Source organism: Bradyrhizobium sp. 157, assembly GCF_023073815.1.
GTDB lineage: Bacteria > Pseudomonadota > Alphaproteobacteria > Rhizobiales > Xanthobacteraceae > Bradyrhizobium.
In genome coordinates, this window is sequence record NZ_JADPKF010000090.1 from 67,758 (window position 1) to 85,980 (window position 18,223).

Annotated in this window: 16 protein-coding genes; 10 read left to right on the forward strand and 6 right to left on the reverse strand. The window is 62.3% G+C overall.

Translation table 11 applies throughout. The features are described 5' to 3' along the window. Nucleotides 1-286 precede the first annotated feature (286 nt). The gene (locus tag IVA95_RS26045; RefSeq protein ID WP_247513103.1) at nt 287-1,534 is read left to right on the forward strand and encodes an alpha/beta hydrolase; all 1,248 of its coding nucleotides are present in this window, start codon (nt 287-289) and stop codon (nt 1,532-1,534) included. Nucleotides 1,535-1,719: 185 nt separating this feature from the next. Continuing rightward, a complete protein-coding gene (locus tag IVA95_RS26050; protein WP_247513104.1) occupies nt 1,720-2,901 on the forward strand; it encodes a hypothetical protein in 1,182 nt (393 codons plus the stop codon). Nucleotides 2,902-3,049: 148 nt separating this feature from the next. Here IVA95_RS26050 and IVA95_RS26055 read toward each other — a convergent pair whose 3' ends face one another. Together IVA95_RS26055 and IVA95_RS26060 are read right to left on the reverse strand one after the other, a co-directional pair. Then, nucleotides 3,050-5,095 carry a TonB-dependent receptor gene (locus IVA95_RS26055; RefSeq protein ID WP_247513105.1) on the reverse strand — a complete coding sequence of 682 codons (2,046 nt, stop codon included), beginning with the start codon at nt 5,093-5,095 and terminating at the stop codon, nt 3,050-3,052. Between the two features lie 371 nt (nt 5,096-5,466). After that, entirely contained in the window at nt 5,467-6,666 is a 1,200-nt protein-coding gene (locus tag IVA95_RS26060) for an MFS transporter (protein WP_247513106.1), read from the reverse strand. Between the two features lie 220 nt (nt 6,667-6,886). Between IVA95_RS26060 and thrS the strand changes: the two genes are divergently transcribed. Further along, nucleotides 6,887-8,932, forward strand: coding sequence for a threonine--tRNA ligase (gene thrS, locus IVA95_RS26065; RefSeq protein WP_247513107.1), 2,046 nt, complete (start codon nt 6,887-6,889; stop codon nt 8,930-8,932). Here thrS and IVA95_RS26070 read toward each other — a convergent pair. After that, nucleotides 8,929-9,300, reverse strand: coding sequence for a transcriptional regulator (locus IVA95_RS26070; RefSeq protein WP_247513108.1), 372 nt, complete (start codon nt 9,298-9,300; stop codon nt 8,929-8,931). The genes thrS and IVA95_RS26070 overlap by 4 nt on opposite strands. Nucleotides 9,301-9,513: 213 nt before the next feature. On the opposite strand from IVA95_RS26070, the gene IVA95_RS26080 reads away from it, so the two are divergent. Continuing rightward, complete coding sequence (locus IVA95_RS26080; RefSeq protein WP_213245706.1) at nt 9,514-10,077, forward strand: nitroreductase; 564 nt, start codon at nt 9,514-9,516, stop codon at nt 10,075-10,077. Between the two features lie 135 nt (nt 10,078-10,212). Here IVA95_RS26080 and IVA95_RS26085 read toward each other — a convergent pair whose 3' ends face one another. Continuing rightward, a complete protein-coding gene (locus tag IVA95_RS26085; protein WP_247513247.1) occupies nt 10,213-11,286 on the reverse strand; it encodes a hypothetical protein in 1,074 nt (357 codons plus the stop codon). Between the two features lie 250 nt (nt 11,287-11,536). Here IVA95_RS26085 and IVA95_RS26090 point away from each other — a divergent pair, with 250 nt between their 5' ends. Next, nucleotides 11,537-12,577 (forward strand): patatin-like phospholipase family protein, encoded by a 1,041-nt coding sequence (locus tag IVA95_RS26090; protein ID WP_213246315.1) that lies wholly within the window; start codon nt 11,537-11,539, stop codon nt 12,575-12,577. Nucleotides 12,578-12,662: 85 nt separating this feature from the next. On the opposite strand, the gene IVA95_RS26095 is transcribed toward IVA95_RS26090, so the two are convergent. Then, a complete protein-coding gene (locus IVA95_RS26095) occupies nt 12,663-13,091 on the reverse strand; it encodes a CBS domain-containing protein (RefSeq protein ID WP_247513110.1) in 429 nt (142 codons plus the stop codon). 179 nt (nt 13,092-13,270) lie between these two features. Continuing rightward, entirely contained in the window at nt 13,271-14,068 is a 798-nt protein-coding gene (locus IVA95_RS26100; protein WP_247513111.1) for a rhomboid family intramembrane serine protease, read from the reverse strand. Nucleotides 14,069-14,609: 541 nt separating this feature from the next. Here IVA95_RS26100 and IVA95_RS26105 point away from each other — a divergent pair. The 5 genes from IVA95_RS26105 to IVA95_RS26125 all read left to right on the forward strand — a co-directional run bounded on the left by IVA95_RS26105 (nt 14,610) and on the right by IVA95_RS26125 (nt 18,222). Continuing rightward, nucleotides 14,610-15,164 carry a PAS domain-containing protein gene (locus tag IVA95_RS26105; RefSeq protein ID WP_247513112.1) on the forward strand — a complete coding sequence of 185 codons (555 nt, stop codon included), beginning with the start codon at nt 14,610-14,612 and terminating at the stop codon, nt 15,162-15,164. A gap of 230 nt (nt 15,165-15,394) precedes the next feature. Beyond that, the gene (locus IVA95_RS26110; protein ID WP_247513113.1) at nt 15,395-16,174 is read left to right on the forward strand and encodes a transporter substrate-binding domain-containing protein; all 780 of its coding nucleotides are present in this window, start codon (nt 15,395-15,397) and stop codon (nt 16,172-16,174) included. 16 nt (nt 16,175-16,190) lie between these two features. Continuing rightward, nucleotides 16,191-16,853, forward strand: coding sequence for an amino acid ABC transporter permease (locus IVA95_RS26115; protein WP_247513114.1), 663 nt, complete (start codon nt 16,191-16,193; stop codon nt 16,851-16,853). A gap of 3 nt (nt 16,854-16,856) precedes the next feature. After that, the gene (locus IVA95_RS26120; RefSeq protein ID WP_247513115.1) at nt 16,857-17,507 is read left to right on the forward strand and encodes an amino acid ABC transporter permease; all 651 of its coding nucleotides are present in this window, start codon (nt 16,857-16,859) and stop codon (nt 17,505-17,507) included. Beyond that, the gene (locus IVA95_RS26125) at nt 17,494-18,222 is read left to right on the forward strand and encodes an amino acid ABC transporter ATP-binding protein (RefSeq protein ID WP_247513116.1); all 729 of its coding nucleotides are present in this window, start codon (nt 17,494-17,496) and stop codon (nt 18,220-18,222) included. Before IVA95_RS26120 ends, IVA95_RS26125 begins: the two co-directional genes overlap by 14 nt. The last annotated feature ends 1 nt before the right edge of the window (nt 18,223 follow it).

An 18,223-nucleotide genomic window follows, 5' to 3' on the forward strand; every position in this document is an offset into this window, starting at 1 on the left:
GTTAACAAGGGTTTAAATTGAGATACAAATAGGTCCTATAGTACCGACAAGCGCCACCGTGCCGCTACTGATTGCGAAAACATCGTGGCGGTCCCACAATCGCGACACGATTGCATGGTCTCCTTAGCCTTCCGGATGCGGGGAGTTTTTCCGGACGCTTAACGTCGCCTAAACGCGTGCGAGCATACGCCGGTTGACGGTGGATCTTGGGGCATTGAGGTGGATGGTCGGAGCTAATCCGAAATTCCCGACAGTTGATCGCGCCAGCCGGGCAACGTCTTCGGCCATGCCGCGCCGTCTGCTGCCGCTTCGATGCCACTGGGCCGCGATGGCCGCGCTGGTCGTGCCGCTATCCTTCGTCCTGGTTCAATGCGGTAAGGCGCCGAACCCGGAAATGCTGGCGGCGAACACGGGTGGCGCCAAATCCCGGGCCGCCAAGCCGCAGGCTTCCGCCGACACGTTCGACGACCGTTTCCCCCAGCCGCAATTCGCCGACCGTTTTCCGACAGCGGGTGAAAGCCTGCCGCAAGTCCAGCGCCAGGTCGCGCTGGCGCCGCAGCCGCGCGCGGTGCGTACCGAGCCGGTGCGGGTCGCCTCGCTAACGCCAACGCTGACGCTACCCCGCAATGAGCGTGAAGAGCTGACCACGCTGGTCAGCATGAAATCCTCCGCCTTCCCCTATTTCGGCACCAATCCGCGCTCGGAAGAACCATTCCTCAACATCGTCAAAGGCGACCGCAAGGGCCATCGCAGCTACAGCGGCAAGGTCTACTGGCAGGACGAGACCTACAACGATAGCCGCGTCTTGGTACATGTCCCCGAGGCGTTCGATGTCAGGAAGCCGGGCGTGATCGTGGTGTTCTTCCACGGCAACGGCGCGACGCTGGAACGCGACGTCCGCGACCGGCAATTGGTGCCGCAGCAGATCTCCGATTCAGGTGTCAATGCCGTGCTGCTCGCCCCGCAAATGGCGGTCAATGCCGCCGACTCCTCGGCCGGCAAGTTCTGGCAGCCGGGCGGCTTCAAGCGCTTCATCGAGGAATCAGCAAGCCACCTCGCCCGCCTCTATGGCGATCCGAAGTCGGCGCAGGCGTTCGCCAACATGCCGATCGTGATCGTCGGCTATAGCGGCGGTTTCCTGCCGACGGCGTGGAGCCTCGAAGTCGGCGGCCTCCCCAACCGGGTCCGCGGCGTGTTCCTGCTCGACGCCGTCTATGGCGAGCTCGACAAGTTCGCGTCGTGGATCCAGAAAAACCGGACCGGCTTCTTCGTCTCTTCGTACACCCGCTACACCAAGCGGCACGACCTGGAGCTGATGCAGATGCTCCGCGACAGGGGCATCACCATCACCGAGAGCATGGACGGGCCGTTGAAGCCCGGCAGCGTCGTGTTCGTGCAGACGCCTGATGGCGTCACCCATCGCGATTACGTGACGCAGGCCTGGACCGAGCATCCGGTCAAGGACGTGCTGGTCAAGATGGCCGCAACGCCTGCCTTGACCCGCCTCGCCGGCGCGCCGTACGCCAATCGGTAACGGCCTCGGCGCGATATCGCGGCGTGCCAGCCATCATTCCCCCGGATCGAATTGTCATCTTGATCACGCATGACTTGCGCCAAGCATCTTGCCGCATGTACCTGTTACGTTATAACATTGCATATTCTCCATCTTACAGGACAGCGATGCGCCGACTTCTTGCTATCGCGATGGTTCTTTGCGGAATGTCCGGCGCAACCAGCGATGCGCATGGCCCTGCCGGCGAACATCGCACCCACGCTGCGGGCACCGCGCAGGCTTTCCGGCTCGTGGTTGCCGATGCCAAGGCGGCGGCAGTCAAGATCTTTGATCTTGAAAACGGCCAATTGCTTGCCGCACTGCCCCTGGCCAGTCCGGCGCGCCTCCACGCGGGAGCCTCGGGCCGTTATACGTATGCCGTGCAGCCCGATGGGGATGAAGTCGCTGTCATCGATACCGGCATTGAACGGGGGAGCCACGGCGATCATGCCGACATAAAGATTTCCGCTCCCGCGCTTTTGTCTTCCCGGCTTCGTGGCTTGCGCCCTTCGCATCTCACGCACGACAACATCCGCGTTGCCGTGTTTTTCGATGGCGACGGAACAGCCCAGATTTTCAACGAGCAAGATTTCGTCGCGGGCCGCATGGAACGCATTCAGCGTGCCGAAACCGACATCAAGCATCACGGCGTAGCCGTTCCGGTTGCAAGGCGGTTGGCCGTCACCGTTCCACCCGCAGGCGAAGGCCTTCCGGATGCGATCGAGCTCCGCAGCGAGGACACGCCAAAGCCGCACCGGGTTGAATGCCCAAGCTTGCACGGCGAAGCGGCGACCAGCCGCTTCGTCGTGTTGGGATGTGCGGATGGTGTTGCGATTTTCGAGATGGCACGCAACGGCGTTGTCAGTCGCCAACTCCCCTATCCAGCTTCGCTACCGCCTGGACGCATGATCCGCCGCATGACCGGCGCAACCGGATTTACATTCGTTGCCGGTGATTTCGGTCTTGATGGCATGGTCATCGTCGACCCTTCTGCTGCGGATGGGGACTTCCGCTTCATCGCTCTGCCGGCGCGCAGGATGGACTTCAACCTCCATCCAGAGTCGGGAGACCGGCTCTTTGTCATCATTGAGGACGGTACCCTTCTCAGCATCAACCCGTTGACCGGCACGACCGAAGCCCAAACACGTGTTACCGAGCGCTATGCGATGGATCAGAGCACCGTCCGCCCGCGGATCGTTTCCATCGGCCCGCATGTCGCCGTCTCCGACCCGCGTACGGGCGAAGTGGCAATTCTCGACGCAACGACTCTCGCCGAGCGACAGCGTATCAAGGTAGAGGGCGTCCCCTCAGACCTGCTTGCGATCGGAGGGGATGGCGTGAGCCATTGAATGATGGCGCCGTGAATGATTGGCGCCGTGCGTTCGGATCGCCGGCGTCCCCGTGTCCGGGCACGAACGCTTTGCCGGCCTCGGAAACCGTCCGCGTCGCAGCTGGCGCAGCACGACGCCTGCTGCAAACGAGCATTCCTGGGCCTACCTACCAGCGCGTACGGAGAGAAAGTTCGAAGGTCCGCGGCGCGCCAAGAATGACGTAGTTCGCGTCCGTGGCCCACGCTGCATAGACCGCGTCGGTGATATTGCGAACGCGGAACGTCAGGTCGGCGTTTTGCGCAAAACGGTAGGTGGCAAAAACATCCGCGGTGGTGGCAGACGGCAACGTCACGAGGTTGGCATCGTCAGCCTTGATGGAGGCCTTGTGATTGATCCACCCGCCAACCGCCCAGTTTGTGAACGGCTGCCACGTGGCACCAAAGTTCGCCACGACCTGCGGCACATTCGGCGGCGTATTACCCGTGTAGTTCGCGGTCGTACTGGTTCGATATTCGTCATACCGGGCATTCACGTAGGCAAAGTTCGCCTCAAGGCGCAAAGTCTCCATCGGGCGATAACTGCCGGAAATCTCAAAGCCGCGGGATGACTGCTTGCCCACCTGAACCGTGAATCCCGTCAGCGGATCGGTTGAGGGGATATCGGTCTTTTCGATGTGATAGACGGCCGCCAACAGCTCACCTCGTCCGTTCGCGAAGGCGTGTTTGATACCGCCTTCCACCTGGCGCGCATTGGTGAGGCTGAAGGGAGTATCGCTGACGCCCAATGTGAACAGAGCGAAGCGCGGCTCAACCGCGGTTGCATATTGGGCGTAGAGCGTCGTGTCGGCGCGAATGTCCCACAGTGCACCCATGCGGTAGGTGCTGGGTTCGAACGTCTTGCTGTAGAGCTGGTTCGTGGGCTGCCGATTGTAGTCCACCTCCATTTGATCGACCCGAAACCCGCCAACAATTTTGACCCCTTTGAGCACCTCCAGGCGCGCCTCGCCGAAAACCGCCTTCTGCGTCAGATCCGCGCGCACGTTTTGTGTCCGTGCAGTGCCCCGCGCGAAGAAGTCCGTCGGTGCGGGATTATAGGGATCGACGAGTTGAAGCGATGTCACCTCGTTGCGCGGACTGTCCCATCGCGTGCTTGCAACCTCAACGCCGATGACCGTCGACAGCGGCATCGCTCCCAAGCTGCCGTTCCAGTTCACGTCGAAACGATCGCCAATGAAGCGATGGTCGTAGCCGAGATTCTCCCACGTTTGCCGGCAGACCTGGTCCGTACCGGTGTTGTTGAGGAGGTTCTGCCCGCGGAAAGAGCAGGTGCCGCCTGCGGGAATATAGGCAAAGCGGTACGTGTTAATCCAATCGCGATCGGATTGATAAGACCAGAAGCGATTGCGGATCTTTAGCTCCTCGGTGTCATACGTCGTGTTCCAGCGCAGCCACAGCACACTGTCGTCGTATTTATTGTTCGGCAGGTTGTTGTAGTTGACCTCGCGGAGATCGGAGCGGATTTGCCCTCGCACCAGGGGCGTGCCCCAATACGCGTTCTCGATTTTCGATTTCATGTAGTCAAAATCGACGGTCGATGACAATTGCGGCGTCACGTCCCAGCGCAAGGCGCCTGCGACGTTGCCGTATCTGATCTGGTTGTCGTCGACCGGGCCGTTGTATCCGTTGACGACGCCGTCGAGCCGATAAGAGAAGCCGTTCCCCAGCGGACCTCCCTTTCCCACGGCCTGGCGGACGCCTTCGCGCGTGGTGAGCGAGGAGATTGTTTCCCACGGCTCGTTGACCCCGCTCGGTTGCTTGCGAACGAGATTGACGGCGCCGCCGATGGCGCCTTCACCGTAAAGCACCGACGCCGGTCCGCGCAGCACGTCTACTCTATCGAAAATGAAGCTGTCGTAGTTGCGCGTGCTGATCGTGGTGTTGGTGACACGGATTCCGTCATAGAGCACCGCGATGCCGTTCTCGACGAACCCGCGCGTCGATGCGACGCCGGCAGCTCCTGGCCGGACGGCGGACGTGAAGCCGGTCAGGCCTTGAAGGGCGTCCACCCAACTAGTCTTGCCTCGCTCCTGCATCGTCGCCTGATTGATGCTCTCCACGCTGGCGGGGATGTCGCGAGCCGTGCTCGGCAGTCGCGATCCGGTCGCATTGGGTACGTTGAGATCGGTCGTCGAACGGATGTGGTCGCGCGGCAAGCCTCCTGGCCATCCGGCTATTGGGCCTTGCGGCGCTTGATCCGCGCCGGGCTGCGCCTGGCGCGCGACGGACGCAGCTCGCATCTGCAAGCGCTTGCTGGTTCGCTGCTTTTGCTTGGTGGCCGGCCGTCCTTCCACTGTAATCGCAGGCAGGACAGCCTGAGGGACGGCTCGAGCAATCGCGGGCCGTGCACCGTCCGCGGCAAAGGATGCTGCGGTCAGAACTGCCAAGAACCGCGTTCGGCGTCCGATCCGCCCCCTGACTTCATACCAATTGCCAATTTTTTCCATTGCTTACAGCCCCATAGCGTAATGTTATAACATCACATTTATGGAACTCGCGTAGGGATGTCAAAAGCCTCGGGCCGGCATCAGTGCGGTGCGCTTCCCTGGACTTTTTTCGGCTTGGTTAGAATCACCGTCACCAGCGCCAACGCGACAAAAGCCGAGGCGACGTAGCCCGAGGCGTAAAGCAGATCGCGCGCATACAGAAAACCGCCGATGGCCGAACCAATGGCCTGTCCGACGTAGAGCACGGATGTGTTGAGCGATACCGACGCGGACGCAAGCGCGGGCGCTGCGCCGATCAACCTCACCTGCTGCATCGAATTGGTGGAAGCAAATCCGATACCCCAGATCGCGACGGAAATAGCCATCAGGGAATAGATGCCGGCGCTGAGCGCCCATCCGCCCACGCCGGCCAGCAACACCGACGTGAACAGCATCGAGGTCCTCCAAGCGCCCCAGGAATCCACGATGCGGGCCCCGATCGCAGTGCCGATGACGCCGCAGGCGCCGTAGACGGCGAATACCACGGCGATTGGGTCCGGGCCTGCGCCCGTCAGCCGCGCCAGCAACGGGCCCATATAGGTAAACACCACGAACTGGCCGGACATCTGCGCGGTCGTGATCAACAGCAACAGCAGGATCATCCGGTTGCGGCCGATTGCTGCCCAGGTCTTGAGGTCGACCGGCGCACCCATCAGCCCGCGGGGCAGGCGCCACGCCAGCAGGAGGAAACTGAGGCAGCTCATTGCACCGATGGCGCCATAGACCGCCTGCCAACCATAGCGGCTGGCGATGAAGGTGATCGCCGGCAGGCCGACGGCCGCCGCCAGCGACCAGCCGAGAAAGATATAGGCGATGGTGCTGCCGCGCCTTTCTTCAAGCACGATCAGTGCGGCCGTTCCCGCCGCCTGCGGCGTGTAGAGCGCGCCGATTGCCAGCATCAGCAGGCGAATGACGAGCAGGCTCGCGTAGTCAGGCGCGAAGGCGGAGGCGAAATTGGTGAGCGCGAGCACCGCGAGCGTCGCCACTAGCAGGTTGCGACGATCGATCCTGGAGGTCAGCCACGCCGTAACCGGCGAGCCGATGCAGAGCATGATCGCGCCGAAAGTGATCAATAGCCCGGCGGTGCGGATACTGATGTCGAGACCGGAAGACAACTCCACCAGCATGCCCGCCGGCGCCAATACCGAGCAGCCAGTAACAACATTGCCGAGCATCAATGCGGTGGGCGCAAAGCGGCGTTCGATGAGGCGGGCACCGGCAGATGTTTCATGCAGATGCATGTAGGCCGCTCCGCGCGCCAAAAAAAGGACGCGATACCGGACTATTTGGCATTCGCTGCATGAGATTTATTGATTTGACGCCGCCAGGGCTCCTGTCGGCCGCGGTTTATCGCGCCCTTGTTTTGGCAAATTGACCGATTGCGGGAGCCGAATCCCCTGCTATACCGCTGCTTCCCGCTTACCTGCGCTCGTTCGCAGGAGTGAGCTCAAGGAGATGCCAATGCCTGACAGCAATGCCCCCGCATCGGGATTCCAATTTGGCCTTGCGAATTTGAAACCGGCCGAACCCGTGCACAAAATCACCCTCACCTTCCCCGACGGCGCGAAACGCGAATTCGCCAAGGACATCACCGGGCTCGACGTCGCCAAGGGCATATCGCCCTCGCTCGCCAAGCGCACGGTAGCGATGGCGCTGGATGGCGTGGTCACCGACCTCAACGATCCGATTTCGAACGACGCCAAGATCGAGCTGATCAGCCGCGAGGACCCGCGCGCGCTGGAACTGATCCGGCACGACTGCGCGCACGTTCTGGCGGAAGCAGTGCAATCGCTGTGGCCGGGCACGCAGGTTACGATTGGCCCGGTGATCGAGAACGGCTTCTATTACGACTTCTTCCGCAACGAGCCGTTCACGCCGGAAGATTTCGCGGCGATCGAAAAGCGGATGCGCGAGATCATCGCGCGCGACAAGCCCTTCACCAAGGAAGTGTGGGATCGCGAGAAGACCAAGCAGGTGTTCCGCGACAAAGGCGAGGCCTTCAAGGTCGAGCTGGTCGACGCCATTCCCGGCAACGAGCCGATCAAGATCTACTTCCAGGGCGACTGGTTCGACCTGTGCCGCGGCCCACACATGAGTTCGACCGGCAAGGTCGGCAACGCCTTCAAGCTGATGAAGGTGGCGGGCGCCTATTGGCGCGGCGATGCCAATAACCCGATGCTGACGCGCATCTACGGCACGGCGTTCGCCAAGCAGGAAGAGCTCGATGCTTACCTCAAGCAGATCGAGGAAGCCGAGAAGCGCGACCATCGCAAGCTCGGCCGCGAGCTCGATCTCTTCCACTTCCAGGAGGAAGGCCCCGGCGTGGTGTTCTGGCACCCGAAGGGCTGGACCATTTTCCAGGCGCTGATTGCCTATATGCGCCGCCGCCTGACCGGCGACTATGACGAGGTCAACGCGCCACAGATCCTCGACAAGGCGCTGTGGGAAACCTCGGGCCACTGGGACTGGTACCGCGAAAATATGTTCGCGGCGCAATCGGCCGGCGACGAGGCGGAGGATAAGCGCTGGTTTGCGCTGAAGCCGATGAACTGCCCCGGCCATGTCCAGATCTTCAAGCACGGGCTGAAGAGCTATCGCGACCTGCCGCTACGCCTTGCCGAGTTTGGTGTGGTGCATCGCTATGAGCCCTCGGGCGCGATGCACGGCCTGATGCGCGTGCGCGGTTTTACACAAGACGACGCACACGTATTCTGTACTGAGGCGCAACTTGCTGACGAGTGCCTGAAGATCAACGACCTGATCCTGTCGACCTACGCCGATTTTGGCTTCGAGGGCGAGCTGACGGTCAAGCTCTCGACCCGGCCAGAGAAGCGCGTCGGCACCGACGAGATGTGGGATCATGCCGAGCGCGTGATGGCGACCGTGCTGGCGGAAATTCAGGCCGGCGGCAGTAACCGCATCAGGACCGAGATCAATCCGGGCGAAGGCGCGTTCTACGGGCCAAAGTTCGAATATGTGCTGCGCGACGCCATCGGCCGCGATTGGCAATGCGGCACCACGCAGGTCGACTTCAACCTGCCGGAACGCTTCGGTGCGTTCTATATCGATGCCGACGGCTCGAAGAAAGCGCCGGTGATGGTGCATCGCGCGATCTGCGGCTCGATGGAACGTTTCATCGGCATCCTGATCGAGCACTTTGCCGGCAATTTCCCGCTCTGGCTGGCGCCGATCCAGGTCGTGGTCACGACCATCACCTCCGAAGGCGACGAATACGCCAAGGTGGTCGCTGCCGCTGCGCGGCGCGCAGGGCTCCGCGTCGAGATCGACCTACGCAACGAGAAGATCAATTACAAGGTCCGCGAGCACTCGCTGGCGAAGATCCCTGCCCTGCTCGTCGTCGGCAAGAAGGAAGCCGAGACCCATTCGGTCTCGATCCGCCGGCTCGGCAGCGACGGACAGAAGGTGATGCCGACCGACGAGGCGCTGGCCGCCCTCGTCGAGGAAGCGACGCCGCCGGACGTAAAGCGGGCACAGGCGGCGGTCTAGGCGGCCTTATTTTGCCCGATCTTGATGAGGGACTCGGCCGGAATGCCGAGCCCCTCATGCAGTCTTCGGATCACATTGAGAGTCAACTCGCGCCGCCGATTGAGCACCTCGTGCACTCGGTTTCGGCTGCCTATAAAGGGTATGAGATCGCGCGGTTGCAATCCGCTCTGCTCCATGTGGTACCTGATCGCTTCCACCGGATCCGGCATATCGAGCCTGTAATGTTTGCGCTCCCACGCCTCCACCAGCGTGACCAATACATCGAGCCGATCTCCTTCGGGCGAGTTGCGCCGGGCATTCATCAGTCCCTCGATCTCGCTGAGAACCCGGCGATAGTCACGATTGGATTTGATCGGTGCGATATTCATGACTGAACCTCAGACGCTCTGTGCATCGATTGCATCGTATTGCCGATGCGTCCCGATAAACCTGATATAGACCACGCGGAGCGCCCCAAACGTAACAAGCATGAAGTCGGGCAGACACCTCATCATAATCCATCTAAACCGGCTTTTGCTGGCTTCGTCGGCAACCTATCTTCGTGTTAGGCAATCCCACACCTTATCCAATGAGAGACCCTTGTGCCCGACGCCATTGAACTCCTGAAAATCCGCCGTTCGGTCAAACCGCGCGAGATGAGCGGCCCCGGCCCGACGGCGGCCGAACTCGAGACCATCCTGACCATCGGCGCGCGGGTGCCCGATCACGGCAAGCTGACGCCGTGGCGCTTCATCGTGTTCGAGGGCGACGGGCGCCTTCGCGCCGGCGAGGTCATCGCCAAGGTGTTTGCACGTAAAAATCCGTCGGCGCCGGCCGCCGATATCGAGATCGAGAAGCGCCGGCTAATGGACGCGCCGCTGGTGATCGGTGTCGTCAGTTTCACCAGGCCGCATCCAAAAGTACCGCCCTTGGAGCAGGAACTGTCCGCCGGCGCCAGCGCGATGAACATCGTCAACGCAGCCACCGCGCTTGGTTACGGCGCGTGCTGGCTGACCGGCTGGTTCGCCTTCGACCGCGATGTGCTCGACGGGCTCGGATTGAAGGCAGATGAAAAACTCGCCGGCTTCATCCATATCGGCACGCCGGCCAAGCCTGCCGAGGACCGCCCGCGCCCGGCGCTGTCGGATATCGTGACGCGGTTCTAGTCTAGTTCAGACTGCTCGCGTTCCGCGGATGCTGCGCAGCGCCAACAGCACACGCGCGTCTTCGACGCGCTATGGTTGGCGGCGTGGTGTGCTGCTGCTCCGGGTCCGTGCGGCGAGAAGCATTCGGCGATGCGCTTAACGTGCCACGACCTCGACCTCGCCGTCGACGCCGTTGACGACGTTGAAGGGGCGCTCGAACACCTTGCCTTCGTTCTTGGCAATCGCCCGGTATTCGCCTTCGGACAGCACCACGCGCGGAAACGCGCCGATCGATTCCTTGATGACGTCGCCGCCCGGCGTAATCACCGACCATGCGGTGTTGGCGAGCGCCTCCCCGCCCCTGTCGCTGACGAGTTTCAGCGTAATCACCGCCGCGCGGTGGGAGACGGTCACGTCGGTCAGCTTGCCGGCCTGGACGCGGATGTCGGAGCGCACCACCGAGTTGGCGTCGCCATAGTTGGAGATGATGTAGTAGGTGCCCTCCGGCAGCAGCGCGACGTCGCCCGCGGCGACGTTCGGAAGCAGCGGGCTGCGTTCGGACCCTTCGAACTGGCTGCCCTTGTAGATCGCGAACGAGATCTGGTTCGGGGGAATCTTGCTGGTGCCGACGCGGCCTTCGATGCGCAGTCCGCCGGCCGGAAGCACGAAACCCACGCGGTCCGTCTCCGCTTTCAGGCTCACCGCCCGCACCGCGCTGACCAGGCCGAGGGCCACATGGACGACGTAATTACCAGGCGGCAGCACGATGTTTGGGGTCGCGCCGCGCTCCTCGCGGATCAGCTTGAACGTGCCGGTATCGTCGGGCTTGTCGGCAAATACCCGCCACACCAGCCCGCCGTTGATAACCGGCAGATCCTTGCCGTAGCGCGCCGTGAGCGACAGCACCGCCTGGCCTGCAGTCGCCGCACCCGGCGGCGGTACCACCGGCGGCACGGCGGTGACTTGTGGCTGAACGATGGTCGGCTGGTTCAGCGGCGCGGCAAGCGGTGGAATCGCCCCCGTCCCCGACGGCGGCGCCAGGTTCATGGCAGGCCCGGTCTGGGTGTCCGGAACCACGGCGGGCGGCACCGGTGGCGGGCGATCCGAGAACCACTGGGCCGAGACCGGGGTTGGAAGAAGCAAAGCAACCAGCGTGAAGGCAACCGCCAGCGCCGGGAAGGGCCATCCGCCCCGCCCGTATCCTACGATACCGTTGCCGCCCGAAATCATCGCCATGCTTTTCACTGAAAACGCGGCAAATTCAAGCCTTCGTGGCCGAAGTTTGGCCAGCGGCGCTAAAGGAACCCGCACCGGCACCCAATGTTAATCCAGCGGTCGTGGTCCAGTCACATTCCCTGCCTACGCCGGCCATTCGCCGGGCATAAACCATGCATCCGGATTGGAATGGACAATTCTGGCGCGGCCGCGCCGCGACGAATATCGTTGCAGCCGCAGGAGAGTTTGCGTGTTGGATAGCTGGATGGGCCGTGGCCAAAAAAGCTCCGATGCCCAGGACAAGGTAGGGCTCGGCAGTATCCGCCGGCCGGTGATCGGACTGGCGCTTGGTGGCGGCGCCGCACGCGGCTTTGCCCATATCGGCATCGTCCGGACGCTGGTGGCTCACGGAATCATGCCCAACGTCGTAGTGGGAACGTCGATCGGCGCCGTGGTCGGCGGCGCCTATGCTGCCGGACATCTCGACACGCTGGAAGAATGGGCGCGTAGCCTGCAACCGCGGACGGTCCTCTCTTATCTCGATATCCGCCTGAACGGCTCGGGCCTGATCGGCGGCGCCAAGTTGGCGGCCCAACTGGAGGCGGCGCTCGGCCAAAGCCTGATCGAGGATCTGCCGGTGAAATTTGCCACCGTCGCGACCGAAGTGCGCACCGGCCACGAAATCTGGCTGACCCATGGCCCGATGGTGGACGCGATGCGCGCCTCCTACGCGCTGCCGGGAATATTCTCGCCGATCCTGGTTGGCGACCGCTGGCTGGTCGACGGCGCCCTGGTCAATCCGGTGCCGGTATCGGCGGCGCGCGCGCTCGGGGCGGAAATCGTGATCGCTGCCAATCTCTCCAGCGACGTCTTCGCGCACGCCACAACGATCTATTCCCACGGTCCGACGGCCGGCATTTCGGTATCGGTAATGCCGGAAGCGCTGCCCGAACCCGAGCCGCGCAAACGCGGCATCGGAAAATTCTTCTCCGCCGAGCGCACGATGAAGCGTGAATTCTTCGGTGGCGGCGGACGGCCGGGCATCTCCTCGGTCATGGTTGATGCCTTCAACATCATGCAGGACCGCATCACCCGTGCTCGGCTTGCCGGCGATCCGCCGGACCTCCTGATCTCGCCCCGCGTCGGCAAGATCGGCTGGTTCGATTTTCATCGCGCCGACGACCTGATCGCCCACGGCGTGCGCGCGGCCGAGCGGGCCATCGACTCGATCCAGGAGGCGATCCATATCCTGGCGCCGCCGCAGATCGAAGCCGAGAAGGCGCTCGAAAAGCCTGATAAGGAATAGCGTAGCGTTTTCAAGCGAAGCATGCCCTCGGACTTGATCCGAGGGTGGTCACCGGTTCACGCTAAGGAAATGCATCAAAACAAGCTCATGCCGTCTTGATGTAGTCGCGCAGCGCTTCCTGCTCGGCCTCATATTCCTGGACACGGCGCTTGACGACGTCGCCGATCGATATCAGGCCAACCACCTTGCCGTCCTCAATCACGGGCAGATGCCTGAACTTACCAAGCGTCATCATTTCCATGATGCCGGCGACGGTGTCGGACTCCCGGCAACTCACGACCTTGCGCGTCATGACCTCGCTGACCGGCTCCTCACACACCCGGGCTCCGCGCTCCCCCAGCACGCGGACAATGTCGCGCTCGGAAAGAATGCCCTCGAGGCGTCCCTGGTTCATCACCAGTACCGCGCCGATCTTTTTCTCGCCCAGCAGCCTGATCGCAGCCGAAAGCTTGGCGTCGGGCTCGACGCTCAAAACGTCATGACCTTTGGTGTCGAGAATTGCACGTACCGTCATTGTCGCCTCCTGAATCGGTTCGCGCCCGCAAGGGCCCGACTTGTTCGCGAGTCTTCAATCAACAGTTCCGCGCCGGTTTCTTCTCGGGGCGCGGTCAGCAAGCAAAGTGGTGATGCACGTGCCTCGGCTTGCAGTTCGCGATGATGATGAATGAAATCGCCCTGACCCGCAAGCGGCGATCAGACGCGGCCAGATTCGTCCGGCGATGAAGCATCCGCAGCATGCGGCGTCGCACGCGGCACCGGATCGAACAGCGAAAACAACATCAGGCCGGCGAGAAATCCGCCGATATGCGCCTGCCAGGCAACGCTGGCACCCTCGGTGCCAATCGAAATCGCCCCGAGGCCGAAGATGATGTTGACGCCGAACCACACCGCGAGAAATCCGACCACGCGAGGGTTGCGCAGCGCCCGGGCAAGCGACAGCGCCGGAACCTTCGCGGCAGCATCCGCATCGCCCCGTCTGAACGAAAGAAAACTTCCCCGCACGAAGGCAAAGCGAATGGCGGCGGCCATGGCGCCGGATACCGAGGCCGAGGCGCCGATCATCGGCGCGATGGCGTGCTCATGGGTAACGAGATGCGCCAGTGCGCCCGCCGCGGCCGTCACCGCCATAAAGACGAAGAATCTGGCAGGACCAAACCGGCGCGCCAGCGCGCTGCCGAACGGCAACAGCCACAATACGTTGAAGCCGATATGGCTGAGATTGGCATGCAGCAGCGAATAGGTGACGAAGGTCCATACCTTGGCGCCGGCTCCGCCGGGAAAGGTGATACTGAGCAAGGTGGAGTCGTAGCGCTTCGGAATGAAGCCGAAGACATCGATCGTCCAGTTCTCCAGCTCAACCGGCAGCAGCACCCGCACATGAATCGCAGCGATCAGCACGATATAGGCCGTGAGCGCGCCCGGTAGCGTCAAGATTGGCTCGTGCGGGGCGTCCGGCGGCTCGACCGGGGATGAGTAAGACTGGGATTCCAAGGGGTCCAGGACCTTAGCTGGCGGCTTCGAGGCTTATGGGCCCAGATAGGCGGCTTTGCCCGCCCTGTGCAAGTGCACAATCGCAGCTATCTGTGTCCCGGACGCGGCGCAGCGCCCCTTGGCGGTGCGACGCAGAGCCGGGACACGAGACACCTTCTGTCGAACGAACTCTGAAAAGAAAAAGGGAGAGCTCTGAGAAAGCTCTCCCCCGTCTTGCTGGCCTTTTCGCGCCCCGGAGCCGGGACCACATCCCCGCCCCTCCCCGCGCGATGACCAAACTGTTTGACGCCACCTGTGTACCAACCGCGCCGGACAGATAAGCCGGAGCCCCGTGATGCGTTCCACATTACGCACGCCGCAGCGCCACGGCCAACCTCATAGTTAATTTAACGTTAACAACGCAAAGCCGCGCCCCACGCGGCCAAATCGCGTCCCCGGCATGGACGCTGCACAGCCTGTCCTGCACAACGAACAAGGGAAGGCGTGTTGCGCAAAAGCGGGACAGATGTGTCCCGCCTAGGCAAGCCGGGAAAAGGTAAGCATGAAACACCCATCGAGCCGCGAGTTCTTCGCCTATTGGGACGCGAAACGCGGCGACGCGCGGGCGCCGGACCGTAGCGAGATCGAACCCGATGCGGTGCGCGAGCTGCTCGGCGACATCTTCGTGCTGTCCTACGACAACGGGGCCGGCTATCCGTTTCGAGTCGCCGGGACGCGGGTCTGCGCCCTGCTCGGCCGCGATCTGAAGGACACGAGTTTCTCGGCGCTGTTCGCTCCGGAGAGCCGCCACGAGATCGAGGACATCATCAGCTATGTCGCCGAAGAAATGCTGGCGGCGATTGCAGGCATCACCGCGACTTCGCAAGATGGCACGACGGCGCATCTGGAGTTGCTGCTGCTGCCTTTCAACAACCGCGCGCATGCGCCGATCAGCCTGACCGGATTGCTGGCGCCGTTCGAAAGCGATCTCGGCACGATCAGGGATTTCAAGGTGACGTCGTGGCGCTATCTGCATCGGCCACAAAAATTCGTCCCGCGCGCCTTGCGCACGCTCGCGATCGCGCGCGGCTTCATGGTGTATGAGGGCCTGCGGTAGTCACGAACCGCCGGGTACATCGAACGCCGCAGCACAACGCATGGTCGCGTGATCATGCTCGAAAACGACCCACAAAAAGCCTTCAAAAAAAGCACCGCCTAGCATTGCCTAAATGCGAGCCGTCAGGCAGGGTCAAACCACGACGTGGAGCCGGGCCACATCAGTCGAATGATACGCACCGAGAGAAAATCTCGGAGGCGCGTATTCGCCGTAACCTCGGAGATCCAAGAATGCTATTGAAGAGATTGATGCTTGCCGCCGCACTGGCCACTGCTGCGGTGGCGACGCAGGCCCATGCCGACGCCCTCGATTCGATCATGAAGTCCAAGGTAATCAAGATCGCGGTGCCACAGGATTTTGCGCCGTTCGGCTCCGCCGGGCTCGATCTCAAGCCGCAAGGCTACGACATCGATATGGCCAATCTGATCGGCAAGGAACTCGGGGTGAAGACCGAAATCATTCCGGTGACCAGCGCCAACCGCATTCCCTATTTGCAGACCAACAAGGCCGACCTGGTGATTTCCAGCCTCGGCAAGAACGAGGAGCGCGAAAAGGTCATCGACTTCTCGATCGCTTATGCACCGTTCTTCTCCGGCGTGTTCGGCACTAAGGCGATCGCAGTTGCGAGCGCGGCCGATCTCAAGGGCAAGACCATCGGCGCCACCCGCGGCGCGATCGAGGAGCAGGCGCTGACCGCCTCCGCCCCGCCGGATGCGACTATTAAGCGTTTCGAGGACAACAATGCGACCATCGCCGCCTTCGTGTCCGGCCAGGTCGACCTGATTGCCACCGGCAATACCGTTGCGGCTGCGATCGCCGAGAAGGTCCCTGCCCGCGCTCCGACGCTGAAATTCGTGATCAAGGACAGTCCCTGCTATGTCGGGCTCAACAAGAACGAGCCGGCGCTGCTCGCCAAGGTCAACGAGATCATCACCAAAGCGAAGGCATCTGGCGAGATCGGAAAACTATCGGAGAAGTGGCTGAAAGCACCGCTACCGCCCGGCTTCTAAGAGCAAGGCTGGGGCAGTGCCCTATAAACTGCAATTCGCCGAACTGCTGCCCTACTGGAACGTGCTGCTGTACGGGCTGGCCTTCACGATCGTGCTGACGATCGTGTCGACGGTCGTCGGCATAGCGGTCGGCACCGCGGGCGCCGCGGCGCGCACCTTCGGCCCCGGCTGGCTGGGCCGTATCGTCGCGGTGTATGTGGAATTGATCCGCAATACGCCGTTCATCGTGCAGTTGTTCTTCATCTTCTTCGGCCTGCCGGCGCTCGGGCTGAAACTCAGCGAAACCACCGCCGCCTTCCTCGCCATGGTGATCAATCTCGGCGCCTACTCGACCGAGATCATCCGCGCCGGCATCGAGGCGGTTCCGAAGGGCCACATCGAAGCCGGCCTCAGCCTCGCCATGAGCAAATGGGAGGTGCTGCGCCACATCGTGCTCAACCAGGCGTTCCGAAAAATCTATCCGGCGCTATCGTCGCAGATCATCATTGTGATGCTGGGTTCGGCGGTGGTGTCGCAGATTTCGGCGGAAGACCTCACCTATGCCGCGAACTATGTGGCGTCGCGAAACTTCCGCAACTTCGAGGTCTACCTGTTGGTCGCGCTGGCCTACCTCCTGCTGGCGATGCTGACGCGTTCGCTCTTGCGGGCGCTCGGCCGCGTCATCTTCAAGGCGAGGTGAACCATGCTGCAGTTCAGCTTTTGGGACATCCTCTCCAACCTCTTGATCGCCACGCAATGGACCATCGTGCTGTCGCTGATTGCCTTCTTCTGCGGCGGCATCGTCGGGCTGGCGCTGCTGTTCATGCGCACGTCGCGGATCGCGCCGCTGGAATGGTTCACCAAGATCTACATCGAGTTCTTCCAGGGCACGCCGCTATTGATGCAGTTGTTCCTGTTCTTCTTCGGCATCGCGCTGTTCGGCGTCGAGGTCTCGCCGTGGATGGCCGCGACGCTGGCGCTGACGTTCTGGACCAGCGCATTCCTGACCGAGATCTGGCGTGGCTGCGTCGAAGCGATCCCGAAGGGCCAATGGGAGGCCTCGTCCAGCCTCGCCCTCAGCTACATCGAACAGATGCGCTACGTCATCCTGCCACAGGCCTCGCGCATCGCGGTGGCGCCGACCGTCGGGTTTTCGGTGCAGGTGATCAAGGGCACCGCGCTCGCCTCGATCATCGGCTTTGTCGAGCTGACCAAGGCCGGCACCATGCTCAACAACGCGACCTTCCGGCCGTTCCTGGTCTACTCGCTGGTCGCGCTGATCTATTTCTGTCTGTGTTTCCCGCTGTCCTGGTGGGCGAAGAAAATCGAAGGCCGCCTCAATGTCGCTCGTTAGCATTCGTGACGTCAGGAAGAGTTTTGGTACCAATGAGGTGCTGAAAGGCGTCTCGCTCGACATCGCCAAGGGCGACGTGGTGGCGATCATCGGCCGCTCCGGCTCCGGCAAGAGCACCCTGCTCCGCTGTATCAATGGGCTGGAGACTTATCAATCCGGCAGCATCGTCGCTGATGGCATCGAGGTCGCCGGCGCCAACACCAATTTGCGCGAACTGCGCCGCCATGTCGGCATGGTATTCCAGCAGTTCAACCTGTTTCCGCATCTGACCGCTGCCGAGAACGTTATGCTGGCGCCCACCGTCGTCAACAAGGTATCGAAGGCCGAAGCCCGCGCCACCGCCGCCGAAGTACTGGCGAAGGTGGGTCTGTCGGAAAAGATGGACGCCTATCCGAGCGAGCTTTCCGGCGGCCAGCAGCAGCGTGTCGCCATCGCGCGATCGCTGGCGATGCGGCCGAAGGTGTTGCTGTGCGATGAGATCACGTCAGCCCTCGACCCCGAACTGGTCAACGAGGTGCTGCGCGTGGTCGAGCAATTGGCGCGCGAGGGCATGACGCTCATTCTGGTGACGCACGAAATGCGCTTCGCCCGCGACGTCGGCACCAAGCTCGTCTTCATGCACCACGGCAAGGTGCATGAAGAAGGCGTGCCGAAAGAGGTCTTCGCCGCGCCGCGAACGCCGGAATTGCAGCAGTTCGTCGGTCAGGTCGGCTGAA